Annotated in this window: 14 protein-coding genes; 5 read left to right on the forward strand and 9 right to left on the reverse strand. The window is 72.0% G+C overall.

What is annotated here, in order from left to right; all coding sequences use genetic code 11:
• Positions 1–47: 47 nt before the first annotated feature.
• Positions 48–1,067, reverse strand: coding sequence for a helix-turn-helix transcriptional regulator (locus GQR16_RS14215; protein WP_157415817.1), 1,020 nt, complete (start codon positions 1,065–1,067; stop codon positions 48–50).
• Positions 1,068–1,146: 79 nt separating this feature from the next.
• Here GQR16_RS14215 and GQR16_RS14220 point away from each other — a divergent pair, with 79 nt between their 5' ends.
• Positions 1,147–2,304 carry an epoxide hydrolase family protein gene (locus GQR16_RS14220; RefSeq protein ID WP_157415818.1) on the forward strand — a complete coding sequence of 386 codons (1,158 nt, stop codon included), beginning with the start codon at positions 1,147–1,149 and terminating at the stop codon, positions 2,302–2,304.
• Between the two features lie 114 nt (positions 2,305–2,418).
• On the opposite strand, the gene GQR16_RS14225 is transcribed toward GQR16_RS14220, so the two are convergent.
• Entirely contained in the window at positions 2,419–3,246 is an 828-nt protein-coding gene (locus tag GQR16_RS14225; RefSeq protein ID WP_157415819.1) for an SDR family oxidoreductase, read from the reverse strand.
• A 70-nt stretch (positions 3,247–3,316) separates the two neighbouring features.
• Between GQR16_RS14225 and GQR16_RS14230 the strand changes: the two genes are divergently transcribed.
• Positions 3,317–3,949 (forward strand): TetR/AcrR family transcriptional regulator, encoded by a 633-nt coding sequence (locus GQR16_RS14230; protein WP_170298512.1) that lies wholly within the window; start codon positions 3,317–3,319, stop codon positions 3,947–3,949.
• Between the two features lie 25 nt (positions 3,950–3,974).
• Here GQR16_RS14230 and GQR16_RS14235 read toward each other — a convergent pair whose 3' ends face one another.
• The 5 genes from GQR16_RS14235 to GQR16_RS14255 all read right to left on the reverse strand — a co-directional run bounded on the left by GQR16_RS14235 (position 3,975) and on the right by GQR16_RS14255 (position 10,212).
• Positions 3,975–4,451 (reverse strand): GNAT family N-acetyltransferase, encoded by a 477-nt coding sequence (locus GQR16_RS14235; protein ID WP_246200855.1) that lies wholly within the window; start codon positions 4,449–4,451, stop codon positions 3,975–3,977.
• Between the two features lie 84 nt (positions 4,452–4,535).
• Positions 4,536–5,348 carry an MBL fold metallo-hydrolase gene (locus tag GQR16_RS14240; RefSeq protein WP_157415821.1) on the reverse strand — a complete coding sequence of 271 codons (813 nt, stop codon included), beginning with the start codon at positions 5,346–5,348 and terminating at the stop codon, positions 4,536–4,538.
• A gap of 220 nt (positions 5,349–5,568) precedes the next feature.
• On the reverse strand, positions 5,569–6,411 hold the full coding sequence (locus GQR16_RS14245; RefSeq protein WP_157415822.1) for an alpha/beta hydrolase: 843 nt from the start codon (positions 6,409–6,411) through the stop codon (positions 5,569–5,571).
• Positions 6,412–6,511: 100 nt separating this feature from the next.
• Positions 6,512–7,336 (reverse strand): alpha/beta fold hydrolase, encoded by an 825-nt coding sequence (locus GQR16_RS14250; RefSeq protein ID WP_157415823.1) that lies wholly within the window; start codon positions 7,334–7,336, stop codon positions 6,512–6,514.
• 119 nt (positions 7,337–7,455) lie between these two features.
• Entirely contained in the window at positions 7,456–10,212 is a 2,757-nt protein-coding gene (locus tag GQR16_RS14255) for an AAA family ATPase (protein WP_246200856.1), read from the reverse strand.
• A gap of 213 nt (positions 10,213–10,425) precedes the next feature.
• On the opposite strand from GQR16_RS14255, the gene GQR16_RS14260 reads away from it, so the two are divergent.
• Positions 10,426–12,867, forward strand: a complete 2,442-nt coding sequence (locus tag GQR16_RS14260) for a hypothetical protein (protein WP_157415824.1) — start codon at positions 10,426–10,428, stop codon at positions 12,865–12,867.
• Positions 12,868–13,016: 149 nt separating this feature from the next.
• Here GQR16_RS14260 and GQR16_RS14265 read toward each other — a convergent pair whose 3' ends face one another.
• On the reverse strand, positions 13,017–14,609 hold the full coding sequence (locus GQR16_RS14265) for an ABC-F family ATP-binding cassette domain-containing protein (RefSeq protein ID WP_157415825.1): 1,593 nt from the start codon (positions 14,607–14,609) through the stop codon (positions 13,017–13,019).
• Between the two features lie 230 nt (positions 14,610–14,839).
• Between GQR16_RS14265 and GQR16_RS14270 the strand changes: the two genes are divergently transcribed.
• Both GQR16_RS14270 and GQR16_RS14275 read left to right on the forward strand, forming a co-directional pair.
• Complete coding sequence (locus GQR16_RS14270; protein ID WP_170298513.1) at positions 14,840–16,201, forward strand: FAD-binding oxidoreductase; 1,362 nt, start codon at positions 14,840–14,842, stop codon at positions 16,199–16,201.
• Between the two features lie 44 nt (positions 16,202–16,245).
• Positions 16,246–17,304, forward strand: coding sequence for a DNA glycosylase AlkZ-like family protein (locus tag GQR16_RS14275; protein ID WP_246200857.1), 1,059 nt, complete (start codon positions 16,246–16,248; stop codon positions 17,302–17,304).
• 80 nt (positions 17,305–17,384) lie between these two features.
• Here the strand turns inward: GQR16_RS14275 and GQR16_RS14280 are convergent, their stop codons facing one another.
• Complete coding sequence (locus GQR16_RS14280) at positions 17,385–18,182, reverse strand: alpha/beta fold hydrolase (RefSeq protein ID WP_157415828.1); 798 nt, start codon at positions 18,180–18,182, stop codon at positions 17,385–17,387.
• Positions 18,183–18,302: the final 120 nt, after the last annotated feature.

Raw genomic sequence — 18,302 nt, forward strand, 5'->3', positions numbered from 1 at the left:
CCGCAGGTCGGCCGTTCGCACCAGGCGCGCCCGCGGCATCCGCTCGATCAGGTGACGGATGCCGCGTCGGCCGCCCTGCGGTAGCGGTCGGCGTAGACGCGCAGCAGGTCGCGCAGCTCGGGCGGCGACTCGACCGTGAAGTCCATGCCGAGCATGCCGATGTACGCCGCGATCGTGTCGAGGCTGTCGGCGCCGGTCAGGAGCACCGACTCGTCGGGCCCGACCGCCTCGACGATGCCGACCGCGAAGTGGATGCGGTCGAGCACCGCCGACGCCGGTGCCGCGATGCGCAGGCGTGCGTGCACGATCCAGCCGCTCACGGCGACCTGCCGCATGGTGAACGCCGTGTAGTCGCCGCCGGGAACGAGTCGCGGCTCGAACCGGCGTCGCGTCGGCATGCGGGGGCGCATGCGGTCGGCGCGGAAGACGTCCCACTCCCCCGACCCGGGATCGCGGGCGACGAGGTACCAGCGGCGGAGCCAGGCGAGCAGCCGGTACGGCTCGACGAGCCTCGGCGCGTCGTCGCGGTCGCCGTCGCCCTCATCGCCGTCGCCCTGATCGCCGCCGCCCTGATCGCCGTAGTCGAAGCGCAGCCACTCGGCCGAGCGGATCGCCGTCGCGATCGCGCGCAGCACCTCGGGGTCGACCTCGGGGTCGGGGGCGTCGGTGTCGATGTTGCCCGGCGCGTGGTCGACGACCGTCGCGACGGCCTCGACGGTGGGGCGCAGCCGCGCGGGCAGCACCTGTTCGAGCTTGGCCAGCGCACGCCGGCTCGCCTCGGCGACCCCGGCGACGCCCGTGGCGCCGCGCAGTCCGATGGCGACGGCGACCGCCTCCTCGTCGTCGAGCAGCAGCGGCGGCAGGCGCCCGCCCGCGCCGAGCCGGTAGCCGCCGATCGAGCCGCGCGTCGCCTCGACCGGATAGTCGAGCGCGCGCAGGCGCTCGACGTCGTTGCGGATCGTGCGCGTCGTGACCCCCAGCCGCTCGGCCAGCTCGGGGCCCGACCACGACGGACGCGACTGCAGCAGGCCGAGCAGGGCCAGCAGGCGGCCCGCGGTGTCGGTCATGGCAGCATCCGGACGAGCAGGTGACGAGTTCGCGGCATCAGGAACGATCCTTTCCGCTATCGACCGTACCGTCGAAGACATGAACAGCGCAGCCGACACCACCGCATCCACGTCCGCCACCGACATCCGCCCCTTCGTCGTCGCCGTGCCCCAGGCCGACCTCGACGACCTCGCCGGTCGCCTCGCGCGCACCCGGCTCCCCCAGCCCGCGCCCGGCGACGACTGGACCACCGGCACCCCGAACCACTACCTGCGCGACGCCGTCGAGCAGTGGAAGGCGTTCGACTGGCGTGCCGTCGAGGCGCGCATCAACGCCGTGCCGCACTTCGTCACCGAGGTCGACGGGCAGCCGATCCACTTCATCCACGTCGTCTCGCCGCACGCCGACGCGACGCCGCTGCTGCTCGCGCACACCTACCCCGGCTCATCGGCCGACTACCTCGACCTGATCGACCGGCTCGTCGACCCGGTGACGCACGGCGGCCGCGCCGAGGACGCCTTCAGCGTGGTGATCCCGGATGCCCCGGGCTTCGGGTTCTCCAACCCGGTGCGGGAGTCGGGCTGGACCATCGCCCGCGTCGCCCGCGCCTACGACGCGCTCATGCGCCGCCTCGGGTACGAGCGCTACGGCGTGCACGGCTCCGACAACGGCGCGCTCGTCGCCCGCGAGCTCGGCCTGCTCGAGCCGGAGGGCTTCCTCGGCCTGCACGTGCTGCAGCTCTTCTCGTTCCCCTCGGGCGACCCGAGCGAGTTCGAGCGCCTCGAGCCGGCCGACTACGCGGGCCTCGAGCACATGCAGTGGTTCCAGAAGGTCGGCGGGTACAACACGATGAACGCGTCGCGCCCGCAGACGATCGCGGCAGGGCTCAGCGACTCGCCCGTGGGCCTGCTGGCCTACAGCGAGCTGTTCGAGTCGTTCGGCAACGGAACGTCGAAGGTGCCGCTCGACGCCGTGCTCACGGCCGTCAGCATCACCTGGTTCGCGAACGCGGCGGCCGGCATGAGCCGCGCGTACTACGAGAACGCGCAGGTCGAGGCCGAGCCCGCCGTGAACCACGCCCCGACGGGCGTCGCCGTGTTCGCCGACGACTTCCAGACGATCAAGGTCTTCGCCGAGCGCGACAACGACGCGATCGTGCACTGGAGCCGGTTCCCCGAGGGCGGCCACTACGCGTCGCTCGAGGTGCCCGAGGTGCTCGCCGACGACATCGCGGCGTTCTTCGCGTCGCGCCGCTGACGCGCCTCGCACCTCGCCTGCACGCACCCGCCCCGGTCATCCTCGGGCGGGTGCGTGCGGCGTGCGGGTGCGGCGTGCGGCGTGCAGGAAGCGCGGCGTGCGCCGCGCGCGGCCTCAGCCGAGCAGGCCGCGCGCGTTCACGCCGGCGACCGTGCCGCCGTCGACGAGCAGGTCGACGCCGCTGATGAAGCTCGCGACCTGCGGGTCGAGCAGGAACGCCGCCGCCGCCGCGATGTCGTCTGGCGTGCCGAGGCGCTTGGCGGCCGAGGCGGCGACCATGCCGCGCATCTGCTCGCCCGAGTCGCCCGCGAGCTCCTCCTGGCCCATGGGCGTGGAGATCACGCCGGGGCTGATCGAGTTGATGCGGGCGCCGGCCTCGCCCCAGGCGACGGATGCCGCGGCCACGCGCAGCTGGTTCGCCCGCTTGGCGATGCTGTACGCGGCACCGGGATTCGGCAGCGCCGCGAGGAACGGCAGGGCGAGCAGGTCGTCGGTGGGCGTGGTCGCGAGTGCGGCTCCGAGCTCGGCGGGCAGCGTCGGCGCGGCGAAGTAGGCCGACATGCTCGAGATGACGACGCCGGATCCGCCCGGGGCGATCACGCGCGGGAACTCGTCGAGCACGTGCGCGACACCGAGCAGGTCGACGGCGAGGATCGCCTGCGTCGGCGCCTGCATGGGCGAGAGCCCGGCGGTGTGGGCGACGTGGGTCACACGCCCGGCGGCTGCCGCGGCATCCGCGAGCTCGGCGACCGAGGTGCGGTCGGAGACGTCGACGCGGCGCGTGAGCACGTCGTGACCGTCGCCCGTGAGCTGCGCGGCGGCGGCCTCGAGCGTCGCCTCGTTGAAGTCGGCGAGCACCACCCGGCGTCCACTGGCGACGCGTCGCGCGATCGCGAGCCCCATTCCTCCGACACCGATGACGACGGCGACGTCCTTCTGCATGCTGACCTCCATGTCATTAACGAGACGCTCTGTAGCGTTATTCGTGCACGCCGAGAATACACTCGTTCCCGTGGAGCAGGTACAGGAGCAGGGCGCATCGCAGGGCCGATCGCCGGGTCGCGGTCGCGGCCGACCCCGGAACGCCGAGGCCGACCTCGCGATCCTCGATGCGACGCGCGACCTGCTCGTCGCCGACGGGTACGACGCGCTCACGATGCAGGCCATCGCCGACCGGGCCGGCGTCGCCCGCCAGACCGTGTACCGCCGCTGGCCCTCGAAGTCGCGCCTGGTCGCCGACATGATGCTCTCGGGCAACCTCGCGGTCGGGTTCGAGGCGCCGACGGATGTCGCGGGCACCGACCCTGCGATCGACGCCGTCCGGGCGTGGCTGCACGCCGCCGCACGGCAGGTCACCGACGCCTCGCAGGTCGCCGTGATCCGCGCCCTCGCCTCGGTCGCCGCCGAGAACGACGACGACGGCCGGCTCTACGCGACGTTCACGGCCCCCGCTCGCGCGCACCTGCTGGCGCTGCTGCGCGCGGGCGTCGAGCAGGGCGGAATCCGCCGCGGGGCCGATCTCGATGCCGCGGCCGACGCCATGATCGGCGCCGTGCTCTTCACCGCGCTGACCCGAACGCCGTCACGACCGGGCAGCCTCGACGCGCTGGCCGACGTGCTCGTCGAGGGCCTCGCAGCGCGCTGACCGGGCACCGGCCCGCGCGGCCTGCTCAGGCGCCCGGCGCGAGCTCGAGCGTGTAGAAGGCGCTGTTCGGGTCGAGCTCGTACGAGCCGAACGGCGGGCACACCGTGAATCCGGCCTTCTCGTAGAGCGCCCGGGCCGGCGCGAAGAAGTCCTCGGTGCCCGTCTCGAGGCTGATGCGGGCGTAGCCACGGCTGCGGGCCTCGTCGAGCACGTGCTCGAGCAGGCGGCGACCGAGGCCCTGGCCGCGCGCCGCGGCATCCGCTCGCATGGACTTCAGCTCGCCGTGCTCGGGCGAAAGCTGCTTCAACGCGACGCAGCCGAGCACGGCCTCGCCGTCGGAGACCGCCCAGAAGGTGACCGCCGGGTCGGAGAGGCCCGACACGTCGAGCGCGTGCACGCTCTCGGCGGGCGAGGTCGCGTGCATGTCGGCGAGGTGGTCCTCGAGCAGGCGCAGCACGCGCGGGTCGGTGAGGTCTCCGGGGGCGATCACGAGTTCGGGCACCGGATGATTCTCACACCCGCGTGAGTCGGCGAGGTTTCACGACGGCTCGGCGCGGGTCGCGAAACGGGGCGCCGCCCGCACCCCTCACACCTCGACGGCGCGCCCGTCGACGAGCCACACGGCACGATCGTGGACGGATGCCGCGGACGCGTCGATCGCGTCGCGAAGCCCCGCCTCGCCGTCGACGAAGTGCGACCAGCCGTCGTAGTGCGCGAACGTCGCGACGCGCGGCGCGGCGATGCCGACGAGCTCGACGGCGTCGCGGCCGGTCATGGTGAAGCGCAGCGGGCCCGTGACGCCGAACCGCACCCCGCCGACGTTGGCGAGCATGACGTCGATCGACAGCTCGTCGGCCGTGCGGCGGAGCGGCTCGAAGAGCACGGTGTCGCCCGTGATCCAGAGGGCCACCTCCTCCTCGCCCTGCCTGCGGATCGCGAACCCGATGACGTCGCCGACGATCGCGTGCGTGAGCGGCGGCCCGTGCCGGCACGGCGTCGCCGAGATCACGAGCGTCGGCAGGCCGGGCCTCGGGGCGGGCAGCGTCACCGAAGCGCCGGTCTCGAGCCCGTGGAGTCGTTCGGCGGCCACCGGGGCCGCCGACTGTGCCGACGCGAGCCGCACCGCTCCGCTCGCGGTCGTCACGACGGCGCCGACGGACGGCAGCATCGCACGGCCTGCATCGTCGAGGTTGTCGGCGTGGTGGTCGTGGCTGACGAGCGCGACGTCGATCGGGCCGAGATCCTCGACGTCGATCGCGGGATCTCCCGTCTTCGTCGACCCCGTGCCCCACCCGAACGCGTAGTACCGTCCGGCCGGATCGAACGTCGGGTCGACGAGCAGGCGCCAACCGTCGAGTTCCACGAGCACGGTGGGTCCGCCGATGCGGGTCAGCCTCATGCCGCGAGGATAGGGCACACCGTGCGACCGCGTCGATGCCCAGTTCGGGCGCCGCCTCGCGCGCTACGCGGACGAGCTCGGGGCGCGCAGGTCCAGGCCGGCAGCCAGACGGACTGTCGTCGAGCGTGCCGGGAGGCCGGCAGCGCGGGCGGCCGGTACGGCAGCGCGCCCGGCGGCGCGGGCCGCCCGGAGGCCTGAGCGACTCGCACGCCGTCACCGCCTACGCGTCGGCGGTCGCCGGCGACTTCGCGTGCGCGAGCGCCCACTCGAGGGCGTGGTCGGCCACCTCTTCCCAGCCGGGCTCGGCGCAGATCCAGTGCGAGCGGCCGGGGAACTCCACGTACTCGGTGAGCGCGGGCGACTTGGCGTAGTGCTTCGCGTTCGACGTGTTCACCGAGGGCGGCATGATGTGGTCCTTCTCGCCGCCGATGAACAGGAGCGGGGCCCGGTCCTTGGCGTAGTCGACCCAGGTCTCCTGGTGGCCGGGCTTGAAGTTCGCGATGAGGCCGTAGGCCCAGATCCAGTTGCCCGGGGCGGGGATCGCGAACTCCTCCCAGACCGCGTCGGAGTCCTCGCGCGAGAGCGTGTTCGCGAACGCGTAGTGGAACTCCTCGGGCGTGAACGCGACCGCACGGTGGAGGTTCGCCGGGTTCTTCAGCGCCGGGAACAGCGACTTCGCCTGCGACAGCGGCGTCATGCGCACGCCCTCGGTCGGCGCCGAGTCGACGACGACGCCGGCCGCGCCGAGTCCGCGCGCCAGCAGCAGCTGGGTCAGCGTGCCGCCGAACGAGTGCCCGATGATGATCGGCGGCTTCGGCAGCGCCTCGATCTGCGCGGCGAGGTGGTCGACGGTCTCGGGCACCGTGAGCTTCGCGATGAGGTCGGGCTGCTCGCGCAGGGCCTCGACCTCGATCTCGAAGCCCGGGTAGGCGGGCGTGAGCACGGTGAGGCCCTTGGCCTCGAAGTGGTCCTTCCAGCCCCGCCAGCTGCGTGGCGTCATCCAGAGGCCGTGCACGAGCACGACGGTGTCGGGGGCGGTGGGCTCAGGGGTGCTGTCGGTCATGATGCTGTCCTTTCGAGGGTGATGAGGGTGGACGCGAGCGGATGTCGCGAGCCGGCGCCGCGGCATCCGCCCACCGTGTCGGGAGGGTTCCGCCGACGGTTCAGGAGTCGATGAACGCGAGCAGGTCGGCGTGCAGCCGGTCGCGGGCGGTGTCGGGCAGGCCGTGCGCGCCGCCCTCGTAGACGAGCAGCGTCGCGCCGTCGATGAGCACGGCCGAACGTGCACCGCCCACCTCGAACGGCACGATCTGGTCGTCGTCGCCGTGGATCACGAGCGTCGGCACGTCGATCTTCGCGAGGTCGGGGCGGAAGTCGGTGGCCGAGAACGCCGCGATGCACTCGTAGGCGCCGCGGTGACCGCATGCCATGCTCTGCAGCCAGAACGCGTCGCGCACCCCCTGCGACACGTCGCCGCCGCGGTTGTTGCCGAAGAAGGGGCCGTCGGCGAGGTCGCGGTAGAGCTGCGAGCGATCGGCGGCCTCGCCCGCGCGGATGCCGTCGAACACCGCGATCGGCAGTCCGCCGGGGTTGTCGTCGGTCGCGAGCATGAGCGGCGGCACGGCCGAGACGAGCACGAGCTTCGCGACGCGCGACGAGCCGTGGCGACCGACGTAGTGCGCGATCTCGCCGCCGCCGGTCGAGTGCCCGACGAGCGTGAGGTCGGTCAGGTCGAGGTGGTCGATGAGGCAGGCGAGGTCGTCGGCGTAGGTGTCCATCTCGTTGCCGTTCCATGTCTGGCTCGACCGGCCGTGCCCGCGCCGGTCGTGCGCGATCGCGCGGTGCCCGTGCTCGGCGAGGAACAGCGCGGCGGCCTCCCACGCGTCGGCGTTCAGCGGCCAGCCGTGGCTCAGCAGCACGGGCGTGCCGCCTCCGCCCCAGTCCTTGTAGAAGATCTGCGCGCCGTCATCGGCGGTGACGAAGGGCATGGGCGCCTCCTCGAGCGGGCGATTCGCTCGGCTGCGATTCGCGGATGCCTCGATGCTGGCGCGGACGGGTCCGGCACCGAACCACGTGGCGTGCGTAGTCGCGAGCGGAGCGGGCGAGGTCAGCGCAGCGGGTACCGCTCGGCGAGCTGGCGCCGCGAGGTGATGCCGAGCTTCCGGAACACCTTGCGGAGGTGGTAGTCGACGGTGTTCGCGCTGATGAACAGCTCGGCGCCGATCTCGGCGTTCGTGCGGCCCGACGACGCGAGCCGCGCGACGGTCGCCTCCTGCGGGGTCAGGGTGTCGACCGCGGCCTCGCCCGGCGCGTGCGCGACGACGTGCTCGCCCGTGGCCTCGAGCTCGCGGCGTGCGCGGGCGGCGAACGCGGGCGCGCCCGCCCGCTCGAAGCTCTCGAGGGCGAGCCGCAGCTGGTCGCGCGCGTCGCGCCGGCGCTTCAGGCGTCGCAGCCACTCGCCGTAGACCAGGTGCGCGCGCCCCAGCTCGGCTGCCGCGCCGGCCTCGACGTAGTGCTCGATCGCCTCCCGGTAGAGCGGCTCGGCGTCGTCGTCGGAGGCGAGCAGGGCGGCGGCGCGGGCCGAGACGCCGCGGATCCACGGCGTGCCGCTCACCTCGGCGAACTCGGCGAGGCGCGCGGCCGCGGAGCGCACGGGCGGGTCGCCGCCGTGGCCGCTGCGAACGCCCGCCTCGACGAGGTCGGGCAGCTGCTGGTAGGTCACCTGCAGGAAGTCGCGGGCGACCATCGGCAGGAGGCGCTCGTACGCCGCGGCATACCGCCCGTCGGCGAGGTCGCGGGTGCAGAGCCCCGACATCGCGATCGTGTGGGCGCCGACGAACCCGCTCGCGAGGATGCCGACGGCGAGCTGCTCGACGACCTCGGTCGGCGCCCCCGCCCATGCGAGGTAGGAGGCGTTCACGACCTGTTCGGCGTCGTACCCGATGGCCCGGCGGAGCTCGCGCACCCCGTCGATGTGCCGCCCGGCGGCAGCCGCATCGCCGCGCACGAGTTCGACCTCGCCGAGCAGCCACAGCGTCGTGTCGAGCACGCGCAGGTTCCCGGCCTCGCGGGCGACCGACGCCGTGCGCTCGAGCAGTTCGATGCAGGTGCGCTCGTCCCAAAGGCCCATCGTGAGGGCGACGCCGAAGTAGCCGAGGTCGAGCAGCTGCGCGTCATCGGCACGCCGCAGCATCTCGACCGCGGCCCGCATGGGCGGCACCGCCTGGTCGTACGGCAGCAGGATGTGCGCGGCGATGCCGCGCAACGCGACCGACCTGGGGCCGTCGGCCACGTCGACCCCGGCGGCGAGTCGTCGTCCGAGCTCTGGCAGCGTCGCGTCGGTGACCGCCCACTCGGCCGTGAGCTCGACCTCGAACGCCCGCACCAGTGCACGTTGTTCGAGGTCGGGTGCCCGGCCGTGGAAGAGCTCTGCGGCGTGCAGCAGCGTGGCCGGTCCGCCGCGCACGCCGTCGGGGTCGGCCACGAAGAGCGCGAGCATGGCGCGCAGCATCAGCAGTCGCCCCTCGGTCACCGGATCGGCGGCTCCGGCATCGATGCGGTCGAGCAGTTCGAGCGCGAGCTGGGCGGCACCGGCCGCCGCCGCAGCCTCGGCTGCCGCGATGAGTCGGGCGTCGCGTGCCGGCCCCGGCGTCGTGAGGTCGGCGGCCCCGGCGAGCAGCCGCGCACGCGAGGCGGTGCCGCCTCGGCCGCCCGCGGCATCCGCTGCCCGTTCCATGCGGTCGGCGACCGCATCGTCGACGCCGGAGGTCGCGGCGGCCGCATGCCAGACCGCGAGGTCGGGACGGCCCTGCTCGTCGGCGACCTCGCGCAGCACCGCGTGCACCTCGCGCCGCTCGCCCACGGGCATCGCGTTGTAGACCGCGGCACGAACGAGCGGATGCCGGAACCGCACGCGTTCGCGCACCGACGCGAGGCCGGCGCGCTCCGCCGCGCCCGCGGCATCCGTCGCCACCCCGAGCCGGTGCGCCGCCTCGTCGATGATCGCCGGACGGCCCGTGGACTCGGCCGCCGCGACGCCGAGCCAGCGGCGCGTGTCGGCGGGCAGCGCGTCGACCGCGCGAAGGTAGGTGGACTCGAGACGCAGACCGATCGGCACCGGCCCGAGCGCGAGCGACGAGTCGGTGAGCTGCTGCGCCGTGAACTCGCGTGCGAGGTCGATGAGGGCGAGCGGGTTGCCGCCGGTCTCCTCGGCGAAGCGCGTCGCGAGGAAGGGATCGACCGGCTCGACCGCCGACCGGTTCAGCAGCTGCACCGAGGTGGGCCCGTCGAGCCCGCCGAGTTCGAGCACCGCGACGCCCGCGGCCGCGACGTCGACCCGCGCATCGGGCCTCGCGCCCAGCAGCAGTGCGACCGACTCGGCCTCGAGCCGGCGCCCCACGAACGCGAGCACCTCGAGCGACTCGGGGTCGACCAGGTGCGCGTCGTCGATCACGTACACGAGCGGATGCCGCTCGGCCGCCGCCGCGAGCAGCGACAGCATGCCGAGCCCCACCAGGTAGCGGTCGGGCGGCGGGCCGTCGTCGACCCCGGCCGCGATGCGAAGAGCAGCCGCCTGGCGTGGAGGCAGCACGCCGACGAGTTCGGTGAACGGGGCGCCGAGCCGCTGCAGTGCCGCGTACGGCATCGCCTGCTCGGCCTCGAAGCCGTCGGCCCGCACGACGCGAACGCCCGCGACCTCGCGCACGGCTTCGTCGAGGAGCGCCGTCTTGCCGATGCCCGGCTCGCCGCGGATCAGCAGCGCAGCCCCTCGCCCGTTGCGCGCCGAGCCGACCAGGTCGGCGAGGCGCTCGCGCTCGCCGGCACGGCCGAGGAGCGCAGACGGTGGCGTGTCGATGCTGACCACGGTAGTGGAGCGCTCTCACGCAGCGCCATGGCCGATCCACGGCCGCGTCACGTCGGGTAAATGGCGGTCCCTCCGATTGGGGGTGACCGGCCGACGCCCATCGGGCGTACTGTCCCGCGCAGAGGCCGGATGCGCAGCAATCCGGGCGTCACCGGGAAGCGGGGGTTCCTGATGTCGAGACGAGATATCCGGTCACTCGCTCGAGCGGCCACGGTGCTCGTGCTGCTGCTCGTCGCGTTCGTCAACATCGCGCTCCCGTCGGAGTCCGCGGTCGCCTCTTCGCCAAGCCCGGTCGACTACGACGTGGTCTGCCCCATCGCCGAGGAGCTCGCTAAGACCGACCCGGCTGCGGCGATCAAGCTGATCGAAACCGCACGTGCGACGGACACGCCTGCCGCGTCACCGGCCCGTCGGCAGGCGTGCGAAGACGCGTTGGAGCAGGCCCTCGCTTCGTCGGCGCTCTCTTTGCCTCTCGAACTCTCCGCCGATGGGGCGTGTTTCGCCGCAGCGAAACTGATCGAGTTCGGGCGTCCGGATGCTGCGAAGAAGGTTCTCGAGGGTTCGCGTTCACCATCGAAGACGATGCAGGCATGCTCCGGTGTCTTCGAGGACGTCGAAGCTGCGGTGCCCGCCTCGACGCCCACCCCGAAGTCCGTCGGAACCGCTTGGGATGACTTCGTCAAGATCGTGACCCCGCTGGCCTCGATCGGCCTGTTCTTCCTGGGCGGATGGGCCGCCCTCCTCGTGCTCGCGCGCCTGATCGCGTTCCTGCCGCACCTGCGCGATCAGCGCGAATCCACGAAGGCGCTCCGGAGGGAGTCGCTCGTCCTCGGCATCATCTTCTTGGTGCTCGCTCCTCCGATCGCGTGGGTCATGGCGGTCATGTACTCAGCGGACGTCTGGGATCAGATCGCCGCATTCTCGCTGTTCCTGATCGCCTTCGGGCTCGTCGGCGCGGGGGCGCTCGGTCGCGTGATCGCTGCAGCGCCCCACCTCAGCATCGCGGTCTCGGGTGACGGCGAGAAGACCGTCGATCAGGCGCTCGTCGCCGGTGCGCTGCTCGACATGATGGGAACCAGTGCACGCGGCATCGAGCTCCCGGTCGGCCCCGACCTGGACGACCTGAGCAACGCGCTCACCGAACTCTCAGATCAGAAGTGGATCGCCCTCCTGCAGAAGGTCTGGTTGTTCATCACCAACATTCGGCCTTGGACGCTCGCGATCTCCCTCACGTCGGCCGGCATCGCATCCGTGTCGGTCGAGCGGAACGGCCGCCAGATCTTCAGCGGCCAGGTTATTGCGGCGGACGCACGGGTGGGTGAGAAGACCGACGAGGGTGCATTCACCGACGGACGCCGAGTCGCGGCCTTCGCCGCGGCGATCCTCGTCGATAAAATGGTCGAACGCTACCCGGACATGGTCCCCGGTCTCCAAGGCGCGTCGAGGTGGCGGAGCATTGCACTCCAGTACATCGCCACGAAGGGGTATGCGTCTCGAGCCGATCGTGATGCCTCGATTGCTCTCCTCGGCAAGGCACTACTCGCTGACGGCCGTAATCTCTCCGCCGTCGTCGCCCTCTGGAATCGTCGCTTCCGGTACGAAGCGAGTACGAACGGACTGCTCGAGTATCGACGGCTTCTGGTCGGGTTCGTCCGGGAGCGCACCAAGTCCTTCTTCGGCGCCGAGGAGACACCGCCAATCGTGCCACTCGGTATCGACCCCGCACTGGCAGGTGACGATCTCCTCGTCAGAGCGCTCACCTCATTGTGCGCGGTCGAGCGAAACCTCAAGGCAATGCCCGAGTCTGCAACGGTGGACAGATCAGATCCCGTGTCAGCCCTCGAGTACGCCCGGTTCCTCCACGCGATGATCGCACGGCGCGACGACCTCCAGATCGAGGATCTGGCCGGAGACGTCAGACTCAAGCTCGCACGGATCAGCGTCGCAAGACTCGGCGGCGAAGCCGTAACCGAAAGCGAGATCAAGCCCTACAGCCCCGAGGTCGCGTACTCCCTCGCCTGTCATTTCGCGCAGATGCCGCCGAGAAGCGAGGTGCCGCAGTTCAGCCGCTCGATCCAGCTCCTTCCTCTCGCGTTCACGATCGACGCATTCAAGACGTGGGCTGAACACGACGATCCCGAGATCGCCCCGCTCCGCCGCCTGCCGGCATTCCAGAGCCTGTACCCCCGTGAACGCGACGCGCGCTTCTCCAGGCCGCCTTTCCTGTTCTCCTCGATGCGTCTCAGCAAGGTCGAGGGAGTGGCGAGTCTCGAACGACTCGCGGATGCGACCGTCACTCCGGCGCTCCTGAACGAGCTCGGACTGGATGAGCAGACCGCACTCCGGCTCCAACGAGCGGCGAGGCTTGCCGTCGAGTTCGACCATGCTCCGCTCGACGGATTCGAGTGGGCGGCACTCGAAGTGCTGTTTGACCACGACGTGATGACCGTCATGGACCTCCTCCTCCTCGCGAACGGCGGATCGACTGGAGATCTCAGCATCCTCGAATTGACGGAGGTACTCAGCGAAAAGGGCTACTCGATTGGCGGATCACCTTCAAACCGTTCCACCTCCATGACCGTCGCGGCCTGGCTCGAGAAGGTGGCTCAGGCCCTGACGAAGTCGCCGAGTTCGCCTGCCTCGTCGGGCTCCTGAACAGTTCCGCAGTCTTGTTCCCGATCGGGCACTGCGCACCATTTCACCGCAAGCGATCGCCTTCGAGATCGCGAGTCCTGATGAACGGAGATTGGCCGTTCCGATGAACGGAGATTGGCCGTTCTGAGGGCCGGCCCAGCTCGGCCGCTCTAGAGCGCGCCGGTCGCCGGCGTCTCGCGCACGCGCCCGCCGCCCTCGAAGACGAGCAGGCGGTCGGCGAGCTTGTCGACGAAGAAGCGGTCGTGGCTCACGACCACCACGGCGCCCGGGAAGTGCGTGAGCGCGCGCTCCATGACCTGGGTCGAGGTGATGTCGAGGTGGTTCGTGGGCTCGTCGAGCACGATCACGGCGGCCCCCGAGAGCAGGCACTGCGCGATCGCGACGCGGGCGCGCTGCCCGCCCGAGAGCGTGCCGATCTTCTGCTTGAGGTCGGCCTCCGAGAACTGCAGCATCGCGAGGAACCGGTTCACGGACTTCTTCGTCGCGGTGAACGCGAGGGAGTCGGGGTAGGCGTTCACGGCGTGACCGACGGTGTCCTCGAGGTCGAGCTCTGCGTAGACCCGGTTGTACGAGACGAACCTGGCGCCCTTCGCCCAGCGCACGCTGCCGGCATCCGCCTCGGTCTCGCCCGTGAGCACGTCGAGCAGGGTCGACTTGCCCGAGCCGTTCGAGCCGAGCACCGCGACCCGGTCGCCGCGGTGCAGGTCGAACGAGACGTTCTCGAACAGGGGCGTGCCGTTGAAGCCCTTCGACAGGCCGGTGACGGTGAGCAGGTCGTTGCTGACCCGCAGGCCCTCGTAGATGCCCGTGATGATCTGGTCGATCGGGCGGGGCGCCTGCCGCTTCTTGATGTCGGCGAGGCGGCGCGCGACCGCGTTCGAGGGGTTGCGCGCGGCCTCGCGGCGTGCGGCCGACGCGGCCTGCTCGTAGGCCAGCAGCTCCTCCTCGTGCGCGAACTGCTTCTCGAGCATCTTCAGGCGCGACTGCTTCGCGTGCACGTAGGCGGAGTAGTCGCCCTCGTACTCCTGGAGGCGGTAGTTCTCGAGCTCGATGATGCGGTCGACGACGCCGTCGAGGAACTGGCGGTCGTGCGAGACGACGAGCACGGCGCCCGCGAAGCTCGAGAGCCAGTTCTCGATCCACTTCACGCCGTCGAGGTCGAGGAAGTTCGTCGGCTCGTCGAGCAGCAGCACGTCGGGCGACTGCACGAGGATCTGCGCGAGCGCGGCCCGGTTGCGCCATCCGCCCGAGAGCCGGTCGATCGGCAGGGCGCGGCGCTCGGCGTCGAAGCCGAGGCGCGTGAGCACGGTGTCGATGGTGGTCTCGTAGGTCCAGCCGCCGATGTGGTCCATGCGCTCGAAGAGCTCGCCCTGCTCGGTGAGCAGGCGGGTCATCTCGTCGCCGCCCATGGGCTCGGCGAGCGCCATGCCGATCTCGTCGAGGCGCGCCTGGGTCTCGTGCACGTCGGCGAAGTGCCCGCTCAGTGTCTGCTGGATCGACTGCTCGCCGTCGAGCTCCGAGAACTGCGAGAAGTAGCCGATCGTCGTGCCGAGCGTCACGTCGCGCGTGCCGGCGGTCGGGTCGCGGCGCCCGAGCACGACCTCGAGCAGGCTCGTCTTGCCCGTGCCGTTCTTGCCGATGAGGCCCACGCGGTCGCCCGCCTTGAGCTTCAGGAACGCCTCCTTCAGCACGGGTCGCCCGTCGAACTCGATGCTCACGTCGTTCAGGCGGATCAGGCTCACGGGGGTCCTCTCGGTGACGGCACGCTCGCTCGGGCATGCCACGCGCACACGGCGGGCGGATGCCGCGCGGCGAAGTTCTGGCGCCCCAAGCGTACGTGGCCCGGCCGGGCGCCCGCCCCACGGCATCCGTCGCCCGGGGCGCGGCCACGCGACCTCCGCCGCCCGACGGACCCCGTGACGATGTCGGATGCCGCGAGTAACGTGTGCGGCGGATGAGAGGGGCTCCACCGATGACCGACGCCCGCGCGACCGCGCTCGAAGACCTCCGCACCACGCTCACCGGCACGCTCGTGCTGCCGGCCGATGCCGAGTACGACGCGGCGAGATCGCCGTGGAACCTCAGCGTCGACCAACGCCCCGCGGCGGTCGCCACCCCGGCCGACGTCGCCGACGTGCAGGCGATCCTCGCCGCCGCGGCCTCGGCGGGGCTCGGCGTGACGACCCAGCCGAACGGGCACGGGGCCACCGACGACCTCGACGGCGTGATCCTGATCCGCCCATCCGCGTTCGACGAGCTCACGGTCGACGTCGAGGGCCGAACGCTCCGCGTCGGCGCGGGCGTCAACTGGGGCGCAGCGCTGCAGGCGCTCGACGGCACCGGACTCGTCGGCCTCGCCGGGTCGAACCCCGAGGTCAACGTCGTGGGCCTCGCGCTCAACGGCGGACACTCGATGTTCAGTCGGAGCTTCGGGCTCACGGCCAGGTCGATCGCGGCCGTCGAGCTCGTCGACGCCGCGGGCGAGGTGCGACGCGTGTCCGATGCCGACGACGCCGAGCTCATCTGGGCGCTGCGCGGCGGCGGCGGCGCGTTCGGGGTCGTCACGGCCATCGAGCTCGAGCTCTTCCCCGCCGACGCGATCTTCGGCGGCGGGCTGGTGTTCCCGTCCGAGAGCGCGGTGCCCGTGATCTCGGCCGCGTTCGCGCTTGCTCGCGACGTGCCCGAGCTCGGCCTCGACATCGGCATGATGCAGTTCCCCGACCTCGACGTGATGCCGCCGCACCTGCGCGGCCGCGTGGTCGCCTCGGTCGGCATCGTGCACCTCGGCGACGAGGCGACCGGGCGCGCCCACGCCGAGCGGCTGCTCGCCGTCGCCGAGCCCATCGCGAACTCGCTCACGGTGTTCACCGTCGGGCAGCTCGCCGCGGTCGCCGCGGAGCCGACCGACCCCATGCCCACCGCCGACTTCGGCGCGTCGATCGGCAGCGACGACGACGCGTTCGCGGCCGAGTTCGTCGAGGCGTTCATCGCCGGCGCGGCGCACGGGCTCACGCGGGCCGGCTTCCGCGCCATGGGCGGCGCGACGGCCGAAGAGCTCGGCGCAGAGCTGTCGGCCGTCGGCGCGGTGCACGCGCCGTTGGTGCTCAGCTCGGGCGTGCTGCTCATGAACCCCGCGCTCGACCCCGATGCGGCCCTGCAGCCGCTGCGAGACCTCGCCGCGCGCCACGCGGCCCAGGGCGGCGTGCCGACGATGCTCGGCGCCGGTCCGCTCTCGCTGGTCTACCCGCCCGCGGTGCTCGATCGGCTCACGGCCGTGAAGCAGCGGGTCGACCCGACGGGCCTGATCCGAAGCAACCGCGCGATCCGGGGCTGACCGGCGTGCACCGTCTCGACCGGGCGACCGCGAGGCGCGTGGCGGTGCGGGCCCAGCTCCTCACCGCTGACCGGCCGACCGAGCTGCTCGCGACGGTGCGCCATCTCACGCTGCTGCAGATCGACCCGACCGCCGCCGTCGCGCCGAACGCCGACCTGGTCGCGTGGAGCCGCCTCGGCTCGGCGCACCGGCCGGCCGACCTCGTGCAGGCGGTCGAGCGCGACCGCACGCTGTTCGAGTTCGATGCGCTCGTGCGGCCGATCGACGACATCCCGCTCTTCCGAGCCGAGATGGCCGAGTGGCCGACCTGGCCGCGGGCCAGGGAGTGGCTCGAGCAGAACGCGACGTTCCGACGCGACATCCTGAACCGCTTCGAGGCCTCCCCCGAGCCCCTCACCTCCCGCGAGCTCAACGACACGAGTGTGGTGCCGTGGCAGTCGACCGGGTGGACCCACAACCGCAACGTCGGCCGGATGCTCGAGTGCCTCGCCATGCAGGGCGAGATCGCCATCGCCGGCCGGCGCGGGCGCGAACGGCTCTTCACGATCGCCGGGCGCGTCCATCCGTCGTTCGACGCGCCGCCGGTGCTCTCGCTCGAGCAGGCGGCCGCCGAGCGCGACGTCCGGCGGCTGGCCGCGCTCGGCATCGCGAGGGCGAAGTCGACCAAGATGCCGCTCGAGCCCGTCGACGTCGGCGCGGCCGGCGAGCCGGCCGAGGTCGAGGGGGTTCTCGGCGAATGGCGTGTCGACCCCGCGGCGCTCGACGCCGACCGGTCTGGCTTCGCCGGGCGCACCGCGCTGCTCTCGCCGTTCGACCGCCTGGTCTACGACCGGGTGCGCGCGCAGCAGCTCTTCGACTTCGAGTACACGCTCGAGATGTACAAGCCCGAGGCGAAACGACGCTGGGGCTACTTCGCGCTGCCGATCCTGCATGGCGACCGGCTCGTGGGCAAGCTCGACGCCCGGGCCGACCGCAAGCGCGGAACGTTCACCGTGCACGCGATCCACGAAGACGAGGCGTTCGATCGTGCGACCCGCGCCGCCGTCGAGGCCGAGGTCCGCGAGCTCGCCGACTGGCTGCAGCTCGAGCTCGAGCCGGCCTGAGCCCGGGCGACGCGGGCATCGCCGCGCGGCACCTCGGCCTCGGCGAGGTCAGTCCTCGCCGAGGTAAGTCCTCGCCGAGGTCAGTCCTCGCCGAGGAACGCCACCGCTCCGTGACGGAACTCCCGAGACACGGGCGCGTTGAAGTGATGGCGCCCCGGCAGCTCGAGGAACGTACTGCCCGGCGTCGCCGCCGCGAGCAGGCGCGAGCGCTCGAGAATGGCGTCTTCGCTGCCGGTCGCGAAGAGCACGCGCTGCGGCGGCGGGTTCGAGACGTCGGGGTCGGCGTCGCCCAGGCGCATGCCCTCGGCGAGCGCGATGAGGGCTCCGAGGTCGTTGCCGGGCACGCGCTCGGTCAGGGTGACGTAGTTGCGCGTGACCTGGTCTTCGACGGGGGTTCCGTGCTCGAGGTAGGCGCGGGCCTGGTCGATCTGGAGGCGCGCGAGCGGGCGCCCGTCGGGGATGCCGCCGAGCACCGCCCGATCGACGCGCTCGGGGTGGGCGACGGCGACCTGCCATCCGACGCGGGCGCCGAGCGAGTAGCCGACGTAGTGCACGCTCTCGAGCAGATGGTCGTCGAGCACGGTCACGACGTCTTCGACGAAGAGGTCCATGACGTAGGCGCGGTCGAGGTACGGCTTGTCGCTCGCGCCGTGCCCTCGCTGGTCGATCGCGAGCACGCGGTAGCCGGCGCGGGTCAGGTCGCGCACCCAACCCGTGTTGACCCAGTTGTCGCGCGCACTCGACGCGAATCCGTGCACGAGCAGCACCGTGGTCGCCTCGTCGTCGCCCCACGAGTAGGTCGCGATGCGGCGCCCGTTGGTGCTCATGACGAACTGCGGTGCCGGCATGCCGGTCATGCCGGGGATGTCTGGGGCCATACCGCCATCATGCCGTGCCCGATGCCACGGCGGGCCGGGGTTGCGCTGCACGACGCGACGACTCAGCGTTCACGTCGCGACGGCTGGCGCATCCGACGCGCACGGGCGCCGCCCCGCGGC

Origin of the sequence: Agromyces allii (genome assembly GCF_009749385.1) — a bacterium.
Taxonomy (GTDB): domain Bacteria; phylum Actinomycetota; class Actinomycetes; order Actinomycetales; family Microbacteriaceae; genus Agromyces; species Agromyces allii.